Origin of the sequence: Streptomyces sp. CWNU-52B (assembly GCF_047444975.1) — a bacterium.
In the GTDB taxonomy this organism is placed as follows: Bacteria; Actinomycetota; Actinomycetes; order Streptomycetales; family Streptomycetaceae; genus Streptomyces.
In genome coordinates, this window is sequence record NZ_JBLFJV010000016.1 from 132256 (window position 1) to 147616 (window position 15361).

A 15361-nucleotide genomic window follows, 5' to 3' on the forward strand; every position below is an offset into this window, starting at 1 on the left:
GCGGGGCTCGAATCAGCGGGGGATCAGTGACGGGCGGAGTGGACGGAGTGGGCGGCGTGGAGCGGGTGGTGTTCGGGGTGCTCGGGCCGGTGGTCGCCCTTGCCCCGGACGGGCGTGAGCCGGCGGAGCTGGCTCTGAAGGGGCCTCGGCACCGGGCCGTGCTCGCCCGGCTGATCGTGGCCCGCCGCCGGGTCGTGCCCGTCGCCCGGCTGGTCGAGGACCTGTGGACGGATCCGCCGGCCGGTGCGGTGGGCGCCGTCCAGACCTTCGTGGCCGCCCTGCGACGCGCCCTGGAACCGGACCGGCCGCCCCGCGCACCGGCCCGGCTGCTGGTCACCGTCGGCCCCGGATACGCCCTGCGCGCCGCGCCGGACGAGGTGGACGCCTGGCGCTTCGAGACGGCACTCTCCGCCGCGGCGGAGCTGCCCGCCCCGGAGGCCCTCGCGACCCTGGAGGAGGCCCTGGAGTGGTGGCGGGGCCCCGCCTACGCCGAGTTCGCGGGCGAGGACTGGTCCCGGGCCGAGCGCGGCCGGCTGGCCGAACTGCGCCTCCAGGCCGTGGAACGGCGGGCCGAGACCCTGCTGGCCCTGGGCCGCCCCGCCGACGCGGTGCCCGACCTGGACGCCCACCTCACCGACCACCCCTGGCGCGAGGACGCCTGGCGCCTGCTGGCCCTGGCCCTCTACCGCCACCACCGCCAGGGCGACGCCCTGGCGGTACTGCGCAGAGCCCGTACGACCCTGACCGGCCAGCTGGGCCTGGACCCGGGCCCCCGCCTGCGCCACCTGGAATCAGCCATCCTGACCCAGTCCCCGACCTTGCAACTGCCCCCGCAAGAAGCACCCCGCAAGGCCCGCGACGACCACCACGCTCACCCGGGACCGACCCATGAGGCCCGCGACGACCACCACGCTCACCCCGGACCGACCCGTGAGGGGCGCGGGGAACGGCGCGCTCAGCCCGGACCGACCCTTGAGGGGCGCGGGGAACTGCGCGCTCAGCCCGGACCGGCCGTCACCTCTGACGCGACCCGGACCCCCACCCACCTGGAGGGGCGCGGGGAACTGCGCGACCAGCCCCCACGGCCCGCAGCCGACCACGGGCCGGTGGACGACGCACCCCCCACCACCGCCCACCTGTGGACGACGGCCGCCGCGGCCTACGACCGCACCGTCGCCGCAGGCGCCCGAACCCGCCTCCACTCCACCGTCGGCCTCCTCCGCAACCTCGCGGTCACCGGCGGCGCCGGCCTGGCGGAGGCCCGCCGGCACCGCACGGCGGCCATCACCGCGGCGGAGGAGTTCGGCGACCCGGAACTGACCGCCCGCGTGATCGGCGCGTACGACGTCCCGGCGATCTGGACCCGCTCGGACGACCCCACGGCGGCAGCCGACATCGTGGCCACCGCGGAACGCACACTCACCGCCCTGCCGACAGCCACAGCCACGGCCACAGGCACCGGCACCGGCACCGGCCCGCACGACACGGCCCGCTGCCGCCTGCTGACCACCATCGCCCTGGAGACCCGCGGCGCCGACTGCCCACCCGGACCACGGGCCGACCGAGGAACACAGGCCGCCCGCGAGGCCGAGGCGCTCGCCCGCCGCCTCGACGACCCCGCCCTGCTGGCCTTCGCCCTCAACGGCACGTTCATGCAGTCGTTCACCAGCGCCGGCCTCGCCCCACGCCGGGACGAGACCGGCGCCGAACTCGTCGAACTGGCCGCCCGCCACGGCCTGGTGACCTACGAGGTGCTCGGCCGTCTCATCCGCCTCCAGGCCCGCTCGGCGCTCGGCGACCTCACGGGGGCGGACCTCCACGCGGCCGCCGCCGACCGCCTCGCCGACCGCCATGAACTCCCCCTGGTGGGCGTCTTCACCGAGTGGTACGGAGCCATGCGGCTCAGCGCGACCGGCCGCCCCGCCCGCGCCGAGACCGCCTACCGGGCCGCCGCCGCCCGCCTGGACGGCGCGGGCATGCCCGGCCTGGAACGCGGCCTCCTCCCGCTCGCGCTGCTGTGCCTGCGCGTCGCCCACGGACTCCCGTCGGACCCGGACCCGGACCAGGGCCAGGGCCCCCGGGCGGACTGGGGCCCCTACCGCCCCTGGGCCGAGCCGTTCCTGCAGCTCGCCGCGGGCCGCCGTACCCGGGCCCGTACCGCCCTGCGCGCCCTCCCGGAACCACCGCACGACCTCCTCTACGAGGCCTGCTGCGCCCTGGAGGCCGAGGCGGCCCGGCGCCTCGGCGACCGCACCGCGCTGGAGCGGGCCCGCGAACGCCTGCGCCCGGCCGCCGCCGAACTCGCGGGCGCGGGCAGCGGACTGCTCACCCTGGGCCCGGTCGAGCGGTACCTCACCGACGAGCGCTGACTCAGTTCTCCTCGGCGGAAGCGGAGGCCGAAGCCGAAGCGGAGGCCGCGGCGGAGGGCGACACGGACGCCGATGCCGAGGACGAGACCGAAGGCGACGCCGACGCCGACTTCGACGCGGAGGCCGAAGCCGAAGGCGTCCGGCCCGCCAGCACGTCCTGGAGGTGCCGCGTGCCGGCCTCGGCCGCCCGCCGCGTGTCCTTGTCGTCGATGCCGTCGAGACCGCCGTGGGTGAAGGAGAGGGCACTGTCGCCGACCCGTACGGCGGCGTAGTCCAGGGTGAGGACGGCGGGCCAGCCGCCGCTGTCGCCGCTCACGGTCACCCGCAGGCCCTCGCGCGCCTCACCCAGGGCGGGCAGCGGCGCGGCGGCGGTCTTGACCGTGAACTGCCCGCCCCTGGCGTCCGTGGCCGTGAACTGCCCGCAGGTCGTCGGCACCGCCTTCAGCCAGGTCAGCGAGGCGTCCAGCGTCGACCGGTCGTACGCCCCGACCTGGTACCGCAGCTGCGCCTCGTCGTCGGTGTCGTCGAAGCTCGTCGTCGCACGGGCCCCGGCGGGCTCGCCCAGGAGGTCCTCGGCGTACAGGCCGTCGAGCAGCCGCTGGCAGCCGTCGACGTCCGCCTTCCCCTTGAGGAGCGTGTCCCGCCAGGTCGCCGTGCCCTCGGTCCGCTTCCAGTCGTCGCCCAGGTCCGCGGGGGTGAGCAGCGCCGACTCGGCCTGCGCCTCGGTGAGCGTGGGAGCGACGGTGACCGAGGGGGACGACGACGGGGCCCGCGCGGCCAGCGCGGACGCGGAGGCCGCCGCGTCCCCCGCCGCCCCGGTGTCGTCGCCCGAGCACCCGGCCGTCGTGAACAGCGCCGCCGCCACCAGGGCGGGGGCGAGGACGAGGACGGGAGTGGGGGCGGTACGGCGGGTGCGGGGGGAACGCCGGGGACGGCGGCGGGACGGACGGTTCAGCACGGAATGCCTCCTACGGCTCCCGACGGCGGATGATCTCCCTCCCACGGCACCACCGAGCGGCACCTCCCACCAGCGCACCGGGCCGACCGGGTGAGCCCGTGTACGCCGCCGGGATGCCTGCGCCCCCTCCCGCGGCCAGACTGTCCCCATGCCGGGACGGATCGAGGACTACGCCCTCGTCGGGGACCTGCTGACCGCCGCCCTCGTCGGCCGCGACGGCAGCCTCGACTGGCTGTGCCTGCCGCGCTTCGACTCCCCCGCCTGCTTCGCCGCGCTGCTCGGCGACGAGAACAACGGCCGGTGGCGGATCGCCCCGGTGGCGGCCGACGAGGACCTGCCGTCCCGGGACCTGACCTCCCAGGACCTGACCTCCCGGGCCCCGACGTCCCGGCGCCGCTACCGCGGGGACTCCCTCGTCCTGGAGACCGAGTGGGAGACCGCCACCGGCCGGGCCACCGTCGTCGACTTCATGCCGCGCCGCGACGGCGCCCCCTGTGTCGTACGCGTCGTCGAGGGCGTGTCCGGCGCGGTCGACTTCCGCATGGACCTGCGGCTGCGCTTCGAGTACGGGAGCGTGGTGCCCTGGATGCACCGCGCGGACGGGCAGCTGACGGGGACCGCGGGCCCCGAGGCGGTGTGGCTGTCCACGCCCGTCCCGCTCACCGCGCACGGCGAGGCCCACACCGCCGACTTCACCGTCACCGCAGGCGAACGCGTCCCCTCCGTGCTGACCTGGGGACCCTCCCACCTGCCCGCGCCCGACCCGGTGGACCCCTTCGAGGCGCTGCGCCGCACGGAGGAGTACTGGCGGAACTGGCTGGCGCCCTTCTCGTACGACGGCACCTACCGCGAAGCGGTCGTACGGTCCCTCATCACGCTCAAGGCCCTCACCTACGAGCCGACCGGCGGCATCGTCGCCGCGCCCACCACCTCCCTGCCCGAACAGCCCGGCGGGGTACGCAACTGGGACTACCGGTACTGCTGGCTGCGGGACGCCGGTATGACGCTGGAGGCGCTGCTGCGCAGCGGGTTCACCGCCGAGGCGGACGCCTGGCGCGGCTGGCTGGAGCGGGCGGTGGCCGGCCGGCCGCAGGACATCCAGATCATGTACGGCATCGGCGGCGAGCGCCGGCTGACCGAGTGGACGGCCGACTGGCTCCCCGGGTACGAGGGTTCGCGCCCCGTGCGGATCGGCAACGGCGCCGCGGTGCAGCAACAGCTCGACGTACCCGGTGAGTTGATGGACACCCTGGCCCTGACGCTGAGTTCGGGTCTGCGGCCGCAGCGGCATCTCGTCGCGCTCCAGCGGGCCGTGCTCGACCATCTGGAGAAGGTGTGGTCCCGGCCCGACCAGGGCCTGTGGGAGATGCGCGGCGAGCCCCGCCACCACGTCCACTCCAAGGTCATGTGCTGGGTCGCCTTCGACCGTGCGGTCCGGATGGCCGAGGAGCACGGGCGCCCCGGGCCCGTCGGCCACTGGCGCGAGATCCGCGACCGTATCCACCGGGAGGTGTGCGAGCGGGGCTTCGACGCGGCGCGCGGCACGTTCACGCAGTACTACGGCTCGCGCGCCCTCGACGCCGCGCTGCTGCTCATCCCGCGCACCGGCTTCCTGCCGCCGGACGACGTACGGGTGACCGGTACGGTCGCCGCCGTCGAGCGTGAGCTGGCGGACGGCGACGGGCTGGTCCGCCGCTACTCCACGAACACCGCGGCGGGCGAGAGCGCCGACGGCCTCACCGGCGGCGAGGGCGCCTTCCTGGCCTGTTCCTTCTGGCTCGCGGACGCGCTGCGGCTGACCGGCCGCGAGGAGGAGGCCCGGAGCCTGTTCGAACGGCTGCTGCTCCTGCGCAACGACGTCGGTCTGCTGGCCGAGGAGTACGACCCGGTCGCCCGGCGGCTGCTGGGCAACTTCCCCCAGGCGTTCACGCACGTGCCCCTCATCAGAGCGGCCTACGAACTCGACGGCCACGCGACGGGTCGCACGCGAAGACTTGTTCTGTGAAGTGGCGGTGAAATCGAGGCGTCTTCTGCCAGGCTGACCGGATGCAGACCCTTTACAGAAGACTGCTCGGACTCCTTCCCCGAATAGGCGTGAAGGTGGTCGATCTCGGCCCCGGTACGGCCCTGGTGTTCCGGCGGGGCGAGCGGACCGTCGTGCCCGTGGGGCGTGGTGCCGAGCTGGTGACCCGCGGCAAGGGGCGGTACACGGTCACGGACGCCGGCGCCGACACCTGGGTGGTGGCGCGCGGGGCCGTCGAGCGGACGACGACGAGTGTGCCCTTCGGCGACACCGGTGCGCGGCTGCTCCTCGACAAGGCGGTACCGGCGGACGCCGAGCGGGAGTTCCAGCTCGCCGCCGCCCACTATCTGTGCACGCAGCACGTGGCCGCGCTCCTCGAACTGAACCGGGTGAACTGCGTGTTCGACGTCGGGGCCAACAGCGGGCAGTACGGGAAGGGCCTGCGGCGCTTCGGCTACACGGGACGCATCGTGTCGTTCGAGCCGGTCTCCGCCACCTTCGAGAAGCTGCGGAAGTCCGCCGAGAACGACCCCGACTGGCATGTCTACAACTTCGCGCTCGGGCGCGAGGAGGGCGTGCAGTCCATCTTCGTGGACTGGAAGTCCATGAACTCCCTGCTGCCGCCCAGCGAGTACGGCAAGGAGCGCTACCGGCGGTTCGCCAAGGGGAACACCGAGGAGATCGAGATCCGCCGGCTCGACGACGTGATGCAGAAGGCGCTGGAGGGCATCGACGACCCCCGGCCGTATCTGAAGATGGACACGCAGGGTTTCGACCTGGAGGTGTTCGCCGGGGCGGGGACGCGGATCTCGGAGTTCGTCGGCATGCAGTCCGAGGTCGCGGCGCTCCAGCTGTACGAGGGGAGCCCGGCGATGGGTGAGGCCGTCGCCGCGTACGAGGCCGCCGGGTTCGGGGTCACCGGGATGTATCCGGTCACCCGGGAGCCGGCCACCGGGCGGGTCGTGGAGTTCGACTGTGTGATGGTGCGGCCCGGGTCGAGAGGTTCGGGTGCGGCCTGAGCCGAGCCCGGCCGAGTGTGTTCCTGGGGTGGGCGTCGGTGGGGAGTGTGTGTCGGTAGGCTGAGCCCTGCTGCGGATCTCCCCCACCCGTGCTTCTGCATCGCATGAAGTGCCGTTCGCGGTCGTCGTGTTGGCCTTCTGCTGTGTTGAGGATGATTCGCTGGTGCTCGTCGCGGAGCGGTATCGGTTGCAGGCGTCCATCGGCCGAGGCGGGATGGGCGAGGTGTGGCAGGCCACCGACGAGGTGCTCGGCCGTGCCGTGGCCGTCAAACTGCTGCTGGGTGGCGACGAGGCGGACAGCGCGGCGGCCGCACGGTTCCGTCTTGAGGCTCAGACGGCGGCCAGGCTGAGTCATCCGTACGTCGTCGCCGTCTTCGACTTCGGCGCCTGGGACGACCGCTTCTATCTGGTCATGGAGCTGGTCGAGGGCCGCAGTCTCGCCCAGGAGCTGACCGCGTCCGGCACCCTCGGCGCGGAACGGGTGGCCACCATCGCCGCCCAGGCCGCCGCCGGGCTCGCCGCCGCGCACCGCGAGGGGATCGTGCACCGGGACATCAAGCCCGGCAACCTCATGGCGGACGCCCAGGGCACCGTGAAGATCGGTGACTTCGGCATCGCCCGGTTCGTCGACGACCCGTCGTCCGCGCTCACCACGGCCGGCCAGATCGTCGGCACCAGTCTGTATCTGGCTCCCGAACGCGCCCTGGGCCGCCCGGCGTCCGCCGCGTCCGACGTGTACTCCCTGGGCTGTGTGCTCTACCAGCTCCTCACCGGCAGACCGCCGTTCCAGGCCGAGAACGCGACGGTCACCCTGCACCAGCACATCGACATGGCTCCGGTGCCGCCCCGGGAGCGCGGTGCCCAGCTGCCGCCCGCCTTCGAGAACTACCTCCTCGGCCTCCTCGCCAAGCAGCCCGAGGACCGGCCCACGGCGCAGGCGGTGGCGGACTGGTTCGGCACGGGGGCCTGGCAGGGCCGGCCCGAACCGCTGCCGGTGGCCGCACCGTCGCCGCCCCGGACCCAGACCCGGGCCCAGCCGTCCTACGCGTCCGCGCCACCGCAGCCCGGGTCGAGCGACGGGGCCCCGACGACGTACCGGCTGCCGCCGACCGCCGGGCAGCAGACCGGGCGCTCCGCCCGCGCGGCCCGCGCCGAACCCGCGGCCCACTCGGCCCATTCGGCCGGCTCGGGCCACTCGGGGCAGTCGACGCGTTCCTCGCACTCCGCCCGTGCCACCCGCTCCGCGCCCTCGCGCCGGGGCCGCCCGGCCGGCGGCGGTGGCGCCCGCGCCGGAGTCGGCACCGCGGTCCGCAGACGGCCCCGGGTGTTCGGCATCCTCGCCGGTGCCGTGCTCTTCGTGGTGGCCGTGCTCGTGGGCATGTCGATGTTCTCGCCGGACGACACGGGGACGGAGGACGGGTCGGGCGACCCGACGTCCTCCACCGGTTCGACCACGGGATCGTCCGGCGGGGCGGACCCCGGACAGCCCGCCGCGGGGACGGAGGACCAGCAGTCCGGGACCACACCCGACGGTGCCGGTACGGAGCCCACCGCGTCCTCGCCGGTCACGGAGGAGGACCCGGGCCCCGCGGGGGACGGCAGCAAGCCGGGGAAGCCGGACAAGACCGCGAAGGAACAGAAGGACCGGCCGGGCGAGGAAGCCGGCGACGGGGCCGGTGCCGGTGACGAAGAGGACGACGGGGACGACGACGAGGAGTGACGCGGGGCGATGACGACGAGGAGTGGCGAGGGGCGCTGAGGAGCAGCGCCCCTCAGAAGTCCTTCTCCGGCCAGTCCAGCAGCCGTGCCCCGATGACCGCGGTCTGCAGCGTGTACCGGTGCACCGGGTCCGCCGGGTTCGCCCCCGTCAGCTTGTGGATGCGCTCAAGACGGTAGGTGAGCGCGCGCACGCTCAGCGACAGGCGCCGGGCGGCCTCCGCGGCGACACAGCCCGAGTCGAAGTACGCGGTGAGGGTGTCCAGGAGCGGTTCGGCGCCGCCGCGGGCCGTGCGCAGGGGGCCGAGCGCGGTGACCACCAGATCGGCCATGGCCTGCCGGTCCCGGGTGAGGACCGGGTAGACGAGCAGGTCCGCCGAGCGCAGCACGGGTGTGTCGAACTCCAGGCGCTCGGCCAGGTCGAGGGCGTTCAGGGCCTCCTCGTAGGACTGGACGACCCCGCCGGGTCCCGGCTGGGAGCGGCCGATGGCGACCTGCCCGCCGTCGGTGGCCGCGTACGCCTGCTTGGCGAAGAAGGAGAGCACGTCGTCCTGGTCGCCCGGGGCGATGCAGACGAGCCGTCCGTCCTTGGTGGTGACGAGGATGCTGCGGTCGCCGAACCTGGCGATCAGCGCCTGCTCCACCTCGCGGGGCACCGTGTCCCCCTCGTCGTATCCGGCCCTGCCCCGCGCCACGGCGACGGCGTGCGCGTGCGAGAGGCGCAGCCCGAAGCGTTCGGCGCGTTCGGCGAGCAGGCCCAGGTCGCTGCGGCCGTGCAGCAGGTCGTCGATGAACTCCCGGCGCGCGGCCTCCTCCTGGCGTACGGCGAGCAGTTGCGCCCGCTCGTAGCCCTCGGCGAAGGCGTCGACGGCCTGTTCGACGGCGGCGAGGGTGCTCTCGCCCGCCGTGACGGGCCAGTGCACGCGGGCGGCGGTGAGGTGCGCGCCGACCAGGGCGCGCAGCCCGTACCCCGCTTCGGCGGCCCGCTTGCCCAGGGTGCGCCGGGAGTCCAGCTCGTCACGGGTCAGCCGGCGGCCGGTGGCGGAGGCCTCCGCGAGGATGTGGGCGTACCCGTCCAGGTACTCCTCGGGTACGTCCTGTGCCGCCATGTGCTCCCCCGGTTCGTCGATGAGCCGACGACGCCTTTTTAGCGCATGGGGGAGGGCGGCGGTACGACGAGGGTCGGGTTCGCTGCCGGGATACGGAAGATGCATGGAGGACGTCGGTGCTCCTCGGCACGGCGGGAGGCTCCCGGTGGCCGGGAGCCGGCGGCGGGAACGAGGGCAGGCGCGGAGGGCGGGGGACGGGGTCCCGGCACCGGTTGTCCGGTGCCGGGACCCCGTCCGTCCCCCGTGTCCCCCGTGGTGCGTCCCCCGTGGGTTCCCCCGTTTTCCGCTCGGCCATGGTGCTCCGGGAGGGCGGCCGGCCGCACTGCCGGGTCCCGGCAGTGTTCGCGCGCTCTTGATGCCGGGCGTGGGTACGGGCCGACGTGAGCGGCGCCGCGCGTGCGGATACGGCATCAAGAACGCGTTAAGACTGCCGGGTTCCAGCAATATGTACATGTGTACGAACCTGGCACAATGGGGGTAGATCGAGGTGACCGGCGTGTACGGGGGAGGCGGACCGCATGACTCTGTTTCTGGGTCTCGGCATCGCGGGGATCGTGTTGCTGCTTCTGACGCTGGTCTTCGACGGCGTGCTGGAAGGGCTCTTCGGCGGTGCGAGCTTCCTCGACGGCCTGTTCGACGGGCTGCTCTCGCTGCCGGTCGTCGCCGGGTTCGTGTCCATGCTCGGCTTCGGCGGGGCGCTCGTGCTCGGTACGACCGGGCTCGGGGCCGGGCCCGCCACCGCGGTCGGTGTCGTCGCCGGAGCCGCGGCGGGCTGGCTGACCTGGCGGCTCAGCCGGGCCCTGATGCGTGACGATCCGGACGCCACACCACGGGGCACCGACCTCGTCGGCAGCTCGGGCTCCGTCGTCACCCCGATCCCGGCCGACGGCTACGGCGAGGTGCTCGTGTATCTCGCGGGTCAGCCGCTGAAACTCGCGGCCAGGAGTCCGCAGGCCGTGGCCAGGGGCGCCGAGATCTGGGTCGAGGAATCCCTGTCACCGACGTCGGTGGCGGTCCGCCCGGTCCAGCGCTGACGGTCGTACAGAGAAAGAAAGAAGGGGGAATCCAGCATGAGTCCAGTGCTCGTCGCGGTCGTGGGAGTCGTCGTACTCCTCGTCCTGCTCGCACTCGTCGTCGTGACCCGTTACAAGGTGGCCGGGCCCAGCCAGGCCTTCATCGTCACCGGGCGGCGCGGCAAGAAGTCCACCGACCCGGACACCGGGCGGGTGATGACCGACAACAGCGGCCAGAAGGTCGTGGTCGGCGGCGGTGTCTTCGTCGTGCCGTTCGTCCAGCAGAAGTTCACCCTCGACCTGTCCAGCCGGCACATCCCGATCTCGGTGCGCGGTGCGGTCACGCTGCGCGGCGTCAAGGCGAACCTCGAAGGCGTCGCCATCGTCAAGGTCGGCGGCACCGAGGACTCCATCCGCGCCGCCGCCCAGCGGTTCCTGATGCAGCAGAACGGCATCGTCGGCTTCACCCAGGAAGTGCTCTCCGGCGCGTTGCGCTCCATCGTGGGCCGGATGTCGGTGGAGGACATCATCCGGGACCGTGCCGCGTTCGCCGGGCAGGTCGCGGAGGAGGCCGAGGCGAGTCTGTCCGGGCAGGGCCTGGTGCTCGACGCCTTCCAGATCCAGGACATCACCACCGAGGGCTCGTACCTGGAGGACCTCGGCCGTCCCGAGGCCGCCCGTGCCAAGCAGGAGGCCGACATCGCGGAGGCGGTGGCCCGGCGCGCCGCCGAGCAGGCCCGGCTGAAGGCCGAGGAGGAGATCGCGATCGCCCAGCGGACGTTCGCGCTCAAGACGGCGGAGATCAAGGCCGAGACGGACGAGGCGGCGGCCCGCGCGGCGGCGGCCGGTCCGCTGGCCCAGGCGGCGCGCAGCCAGGAGGTGCTCGCCGAGCAGGAGAAGGTCGCGCAGCGGCAGGCCGCGCTGACCGACCGCGAGCTGGACACCAAGGTCCGCAAGCCCGCCGACGCGGCGCGCTACCAGGCCGAGCAGGAGGCGGAGGCCCGCCGGGTCTCGCTGGTCAAGCAGGCCGAGGCCGACGCGCAGCGCTCCAGGCTGACCGGTGAGGGCGAGAAGGCGCACCGTGCCGCGCTCGCCGACGCCGTACGCCTTGAGGGTGAGGCCGAGGCCGCCGCGATCGGCGCGAAGGGCGCCGCCGAGGCCGAGGCGATGAGCAAGAAGGCCGACGCGTTCTCGCAGTACGGCGACGCGGCGGTGCTCCAGATGCTCGTCGAGGTGCTGCCGCAGGTCGTCGCCAAGGCGTCCGAGCCGCTCAGCGCGATCGACAAGATGACGGTGATCTCGACGGACGGGGCGAGCCAGCTGTCCCGCACGGTCGCGGACAACGTGGCGCAGGGTGTCGAGCTGCTCAACTCCACGACGGGGGTCGACCTGGCGGCGCTGCTCCGCGGCATCACGGCACCGAAGCCGGCCCCGGCCCCGGTCCCGGCCCCGGTCCCGGCCGAGACCGCCAACGGCAAGGTCGACGTGACGGACTGACGAGCGGACGAGCAGACGGACCGACGAGTTGACGGACCGGTGTTCGCGGAGTTCCCCGCGCCGTTCTCAGGGGCGCGGGGAACTCCGCGCTCAGCCACGGACGGGTCCGCGCCGGAGCGCGAAAGTAAAGCCTCGGAAAAACTCTTACGCCACTCCCTCGGTAGGGTGAACGCACACTGAGATCGACATCGGACAGGGGACCAGTCATGGGCACTCCACGCCTGAGCAGTACGCCGTTGCCGGGAATCGGGGTGCGGTACGACCTGACGACCCGCGAGCAGCGCCGCATCTCGGTGGTCGCGCACCGGGACGGCGGCCGCACGCTGAGCGCGTACCGCAAGGACGACCCGGACGCCTGCGCCCTGTCCGTCCGGCTCTCCGCAGGAGAGTCCGCGGCGCTGATCGACGCCCTGATGCCCGCCCACCACAGCCCCAACCTGCTCTCCACCACCGAGCTGGGCCTGGTGGCCGAACGCATCGAGCTGTCGTCGGTCTCGTACTGGAACGGACGGCTGCTGGGCGAGACCCGTATGCGTACCGAGACCGGTGTGTCGATCGTCGCCGTGCTGCGCCGGGCCGAGGCCATCCCGTCACCGCCGCCGGACTTCCGGCTGGCGGGCGGGGACACCCTGATCGTGATCGGCACCCGCGAGGGCGTGGAGTCGGCCGCGACCATACTCGGAAGGGAGTGACACGTGCATTCATCCGCGGTCTTCTTGATCGAGTTCGGCGCGATCATCCTCGGTCTGGGGCTGCTCGGCCGGTTCGCCGGCCGCTTCCAGTTCTCCCCGATTCCTCTGTATCTGCTCGCCGGGCTGGCTTTCGGCGAGGGCGGGCTGCTGCCGCTGGGCACCAGTGAGGAGTTCGTCGCGATCGGCGCCGAGATCGGCGTCATCCTGCTGCTGCTGATGCTGGGCCTGGAGTACACGGCGACCGACCTGGTCTCCAACCTCAAGACCCAGTACCCGGCGGGCCTGGTGGACGCGGCGCTGAACGCGGTTCCCGGCGCGGCGATGGCGTTGCTGCTCGGGTGGGGGCCGGTGGCGGCCGTCGTCCTGGCCGGAGTGACCTGGATCTCGTCGTCCGGTGTCATCGCGAAGGTCCTCGGCGACCTGGGCCGGCTCGGCAACCGTGAGACGCCGGTGATCCTGAGCATCCTGGTCCTCGAAGACCTCTCCATGGCGGTCTACCTGCCGATCATCACCGCGCTGCTGGCCGGTGCCGGGATCGCGGCGGGCAGTGCCACGCTCGCCATCGCGCTGGGTGTCGCCGGGCTCGTCCTGGTCGTCGCGGTGCGCTACGGGCGGCACATCTCGCGCTTCGTCTCCAGCGACGACCCGGAGAAGCTCCTGCTGGTGGTGCTGGGTCTGACCCTGCTGGTCGCCGGTGTGGCCCAGCAGCTCCAGGTGTCGGCCGCGGTGGGCGCGTTCCTCGTCGGTATCGCGTTGTCGGGGGAGGTGGCCGAGGGGGCGCACGGGTTGCTGTCGCCGCTGCGGGATCTGTTCGCCGCCGTGTTCTTCGTCTTCTTCGGACTGCACACCGACCCGGAGACGATTCCGCCGGTGCTGCTGCCCGCGCTGGCGCTGGCCGTCGTCACCGCCGGCACGAAGATCGCCACGGGGTACTGGGCCGCCAAGCGGGCGGGGATCTCGTCGAAGGGGCGGTGGCGGGCCGGCGGCACGTTGGTGGCTCGCGGGGAGTTCTCGATCGTCATCGCGGGGCTGGCGGTCACGTCGGGCATCGAGCCGCGGCTCGGGCCGTTGGCGACCGCGTACGTGTTGATCCTGGTGATCATCGGTCCGCTGACCGCGCGGTATGCGGAGCCGGTGGCGTCGTGGGTGACGGGGCGCAGGGGTGGCTCCGCGCCCCGGGACACGGAGCTGGACCCGGAGTCGGAGTCCCCCCAGAACAGGGACCTGGTCCCGAGCCCGGACGCTCCCGCGGACAAGTGATCCGGGACGGTTCGCAGGGTGCGGGCCGGCGGTGGCCGGTCGCGCGGTTCCTCGCGCCCCTGGGGTGGGTGGGGCTCGTGGTGGTGTTTCGGGTGACCGCTGTCTGTGGCTGGTCGCGCAGTTCCCCGCGCCCCTTGGGGTGGCGGGGCTCACGGTGGCGTCTCGGCTGACCGCCGTCTGTGGCTGAGCGCGCGGTTCCTCGCGCCCCTGGGGTGGGTGGGGGCGTGGCGGTTTGCCGGGTGCGGGTCGGTAGGGGCTGGTCGCGCGGTTCCTCGCGCTCCTTGCGGTGGGCGGGGCTCACGGTGGCGTCTCGGCTGACCGCCGTCTGTGGCTGAGCGCGCGGTTCCTCGCGCCGCTGCGTGTGCCCGCAGATCGTCAGCTTCCCCGATGACTTTGTTCATCACGTAGCTGAAGGCAAGGCCCTGCTTGGTCGGGCCGGCCGTACTGAGGCCGTCAGTCCTCATGACCCGTGCCGGCCTGCTGGTCGGAGCCAGAACGCTGGATGCCGCGGATGCCCTCACCAAGGCATGGGACCTGGGCGGCGGTGAGGTGTGGGGGATGAGCCCCTTCGGGGGCGGTACCAGCGACCCGGTGTGGGCCCGGATCGACCCGCGTCTTTCTCCGGGACGGCGGGCGGCTCTCCCGCATGCAGGCGGCCTTCAGAGCCGCGTATCACCTCCCGCGGGTCGACTTAGTCGCCGTGGGCACCGATGAACCCGCCCATCTGGGCGAACTCGTCGGCGCCCTGGCCGGTGAAGTCGAGGAGCGAACCATCGAGGAGTACCGGAGTCTCCTTCGGGACCGCTTGTGCGATCAGCCTGCCTGAAGTTCCTTGACGACCTGTTCGGCCATGCGCCGGGCGGGTTCCAGCCGAGGGTCCTCCGGGTGCGCGTACGGCCCGAGGATCTTCGAGCAGGCGAACAACGTCATCAACTTGCCGTCCCGGCTCTCGAAGTCGGACCGGCGCTCGTGCCGTACACGATCGGCCAGAGCCGGGACAGCAAGGGAACTCGCCCACAACGAGGCGGAGTCCAGCCCCAGGGGCGCGTTGCCCCAGTCCTCCCAGTCGAAGAGACTGAACGCCGGAGCGGTCAGGTTGGCCCAGTTCAGATCCGCGTGGGCCGGCACCCACCGCTCGACGGCCGTGTCGAAACCGTCGGAGAAGGCACCGCGGATGGACTCGGTGACGAGGGACTGGGTGATGGTGTCGGTGTCCGGTGTGGCGACCCGCCTCGTGCGCTGGGCCGCCAGCGCGTCCAGCGAGGCGTTCAACGCCACCCACCAGTCGTCCGGTAGTTGCGGGGCTTCGCTCAGGATGGCGTTTCCGACGGGAGCCCCTGGCAGGAGCTCGGTCTCGTCGGCCCGCCACGTCACCGGCCCGTCCGCGGCCCGCCAGACCACACACCCGTGCCATTCGGGCCGGGCGATGCCGTCCAGACGCGCGGCACTCTCAGTGCCGTTCCACCCCTGGTCGGGGATCTTGTCGAGCAGGCGCCGCTCGATCCGCACCCAGGTTTCGCGGTCGGTTCTGGCCCCCACGGACCGGCGTTTGCGCACCATTGTGTCCGGGAGCAGCCGCACTTGCAGAGACCGCTCGACGTGATCAAGAACCTCGTCAACCTGCTGCACCCGTAGATCAACAGCCTGATCCGTGGAGACCGCGCGCGCCATGGACGCGACCGTAGCAGTAGTGCGGTGAGAGGTA

General features: G+C 73.0%; 11 protein-coding genes and 1 pseudogene. 9 read left to right on the forward strand and 3 right to left on the reverse strand.

The annotated features are described in order from the left end of the window. Positions 1–56: 56 nt before the first annotated feature. On the forward strand, positions 57–2369 hold the full coding sequence (locus tag ACLVWQ_RS16740; RefSeq protein ID WP_414109693.1) for a BTAD domain-containing putative transcriptional regulator: 2313 nt from the start codon (positions 57–59) through the stop codon (positions 2367–2369). A gap of 1 nt (position 2370) precedes the next feature. Here the strand turns inward: ACLVWQ_RS16740 and ACLVWQ_RS16745 are convergent, their stop codons facing one another. Continuing rightward, the gene (locus ACLVWQ_RS16745; protein ID WP_414109536.1) at positions 2371–3327 is read right to left on the reverse strand and encodes a hypothetical protein; all 957 of its coding nucleotides are present in this window, start codon (positions 3325–3327) and stop codon (positions 2371–2373) included. A 148-nt stretch (positions 3328–3475) separates the two neighbouring features. Here ACLVWQ_RS16745 and ACLVWQ_RS16750 point away from each other — a divergent pair, with 148 nt between their 5' ends. The 3 genes from ACLVWQ_RS16750 (at position 3476) to ACLVWQ_RS16760 (ending at position 8089) form a co-directional block, all read left to right on the forward strand. Further along, the gene (locus ACLVWQ_RS16750; RefSeq protein WP_414109537.1) at positions 3476–5332 is read left to right on the forward strand and encodes a glycoside hydrolase family 15 protein; all 1857 of its coding nucleotides are present in this window, start codon (positions 3476–3478) and stop codon (positions 5330–5332) included. A 41-nt stretch (positions 5333–5373) separates the two neighbouring features. Then, entirely contained in the window at positions 5374–6369 is a 996-nt protein-coding gene (locus tag ACLVWQ_RS16755) for an FkbM family methyltransferase (RefSeq protein ID WP_414109539.1), read from the forward strand. 214 nt (positions 6370–6583) lie between these two features. Next, on the forward strand, positions 6584–8089 hold the full coding sequence (locus ACLVWQ_RS16760) for a serine/threonine-protein kinase (protein WP_414109694.1): 1506 nt from the start codon (positions 6584–6586) through the stop codon (positions 8087–8089). 52 nt (positions 8090–8141) lie between these two features. Here the strand turns inward: ACLVWQ_RS16760 and ACLVWQ_RS16765 are convergent, their stop codons facing one another. After that, positions 8142–9194: a PucR family transcriptional regulator gene (locus ACLVWQ_RS16765; protein WP_414109695.1), complete on the reverse strand. Its 1053-nt coding sequence runs from the start codon at positions 9192–9194 to the stop codon at positions 8142–8144. A 518-nt stretch (positions 9195–9712) separates the two neighbouring features. Here ACLVWQ_RS16765 and ACLVWQ_RS16770 point away from each other — a divergent pair. From ACLVWQ_RS16770 to ACLVWQ_RS16790, 5 genes and pseudogenes are all read left to right on the forward strand, one after another. Beyond that, positions 9713–10228 carry a hypothetical protein gene (locus ACLVWQ_RS16770; protein ID WP_414109541.1) on the forward strand — a complete coding sequence of 172 codons (516 nt, stop codon included), beginning with the start codon at positions 9713–9715 and terminating at the stop codon, positions 10226–10228. A 36-nt stretch (positions 10229–10264) separates the two neighbouring features. Then, entirely contained in the window at positions 10265–11704 is a 1440-nt protein-coding gene (locus ACLVWQ_RS16775; RefSeq protein WP_414109542.1) for a flotillin family protein, read from the forward strand. Between the two features lie 206 nt (positions 11705–11910). Further along, positions 11911–12396: a cation:proton antiporter regulatory subunit gene (locus ACLVWQ_RS16780; RefSeq protein WP_414109543.1), complete on the forward strand. Its 486-nt coding sequence runs from the start codon at positions 11911–11913 to the stop codon at positions 12394–12396. A 3-nt stretch (positions 12397–12399) separates the two neighbouring features. Beyond that, positions 12400–13656, forward strand: a complete 1257-nt coding sequence (locus ACLVWQ_RS16785; RefSeq protein ID WP_414109544.1) for a cation:proton antiporter — start codon at positions 12400–12402, stop codon at positions 13654–13656. A 426-nt stretch (positions 13657–14082) separates the two neighbouring features. Continuing rightward, a pseudogene (locus ACLVWQ_RS16790) lies at positions 14083–14482 on the forward strand (aldo/keto reductase); the annotation flags it as partial. On the opposite strand, the gene ACLVWQ_RS16795 reads toward ACLVWQ_RS16790, so the two are convergent. Then, positions 14470–15327 (reverse strand): hypothetical protein, encoded by an 858-nt coding sequence (locus tag ACLVWQ_RS16795; protein WP_414109545.1) that lies wholly within the window; start codon positions 15325–15327, stop codon positions 14470–14472. The pseudogene ACLVWQ_RS16790 and the gene ACLVWQ_RS16795 sit on opposite strands and share 13 nt — an antisense overlap. Positions 15328–15361 lie beyond the last annotated feature (34 nt).

Coding starts and splice junctions, on each gene's coding strand:
- ACLVWQ_RS16775 (WP_414109542.1), top strand. CDS start 10,265: ATGAGTCCAGTGCTCGTCGCGGTCGTGGGAGTCGTCGTACTCCTCGTC.
- ACLVWQ_RS16755 (WP_414109539.1), top strand. CDS start 5,374: ATGCAGACCCTTTACAGAAGACTGCTCGGACTCCTTCCCCGAATAGGC.
- ACLVWQ_RS16780 (WP_414109543.1), top strand. CDS start 11,911: ATGGGCACTCCACGCCTGAGCAGTACGCCGTTGCCGGGAATCGGGGTG.
- ACLVWQ_RS16795 (WP_414109545.1), bottom strand. CDS start 15,327: ATGGCGCGCGCGGTCTCCACGGATCAGGCTGTTGATCTACGGGTGCAG.
- ACLVWQ_RS16770 (WP_414109541.1), top strand. CDS start 9,713: ATGACTCTGTTTCTGGGTCTCGGCATCGCGGGGATCGTGTTGCTGCTT.
- ACLVWQ_RS16765 (WP_414109695.1), bottom strand. CDS start 9,194: ATGGCGGCACAGGACGTACCCGAGGAGTACCTGGACGGGTACGCCCAC.
- ACLVWQ_RS16760 (WP_414109694.1), top strand. CDS start 6,584: ATGGGCGAGGTGTGGCAGGCCACCGACGAGGTGCTCGGCCGTGCCGTG.
- ACLVWQ_RS16750 (WP_414109537.1), top strand. CDS start 3,476: ATGCCGGGACGGATCGAGGACTACGCCCTCGTCGGGGACCTGCTGACC.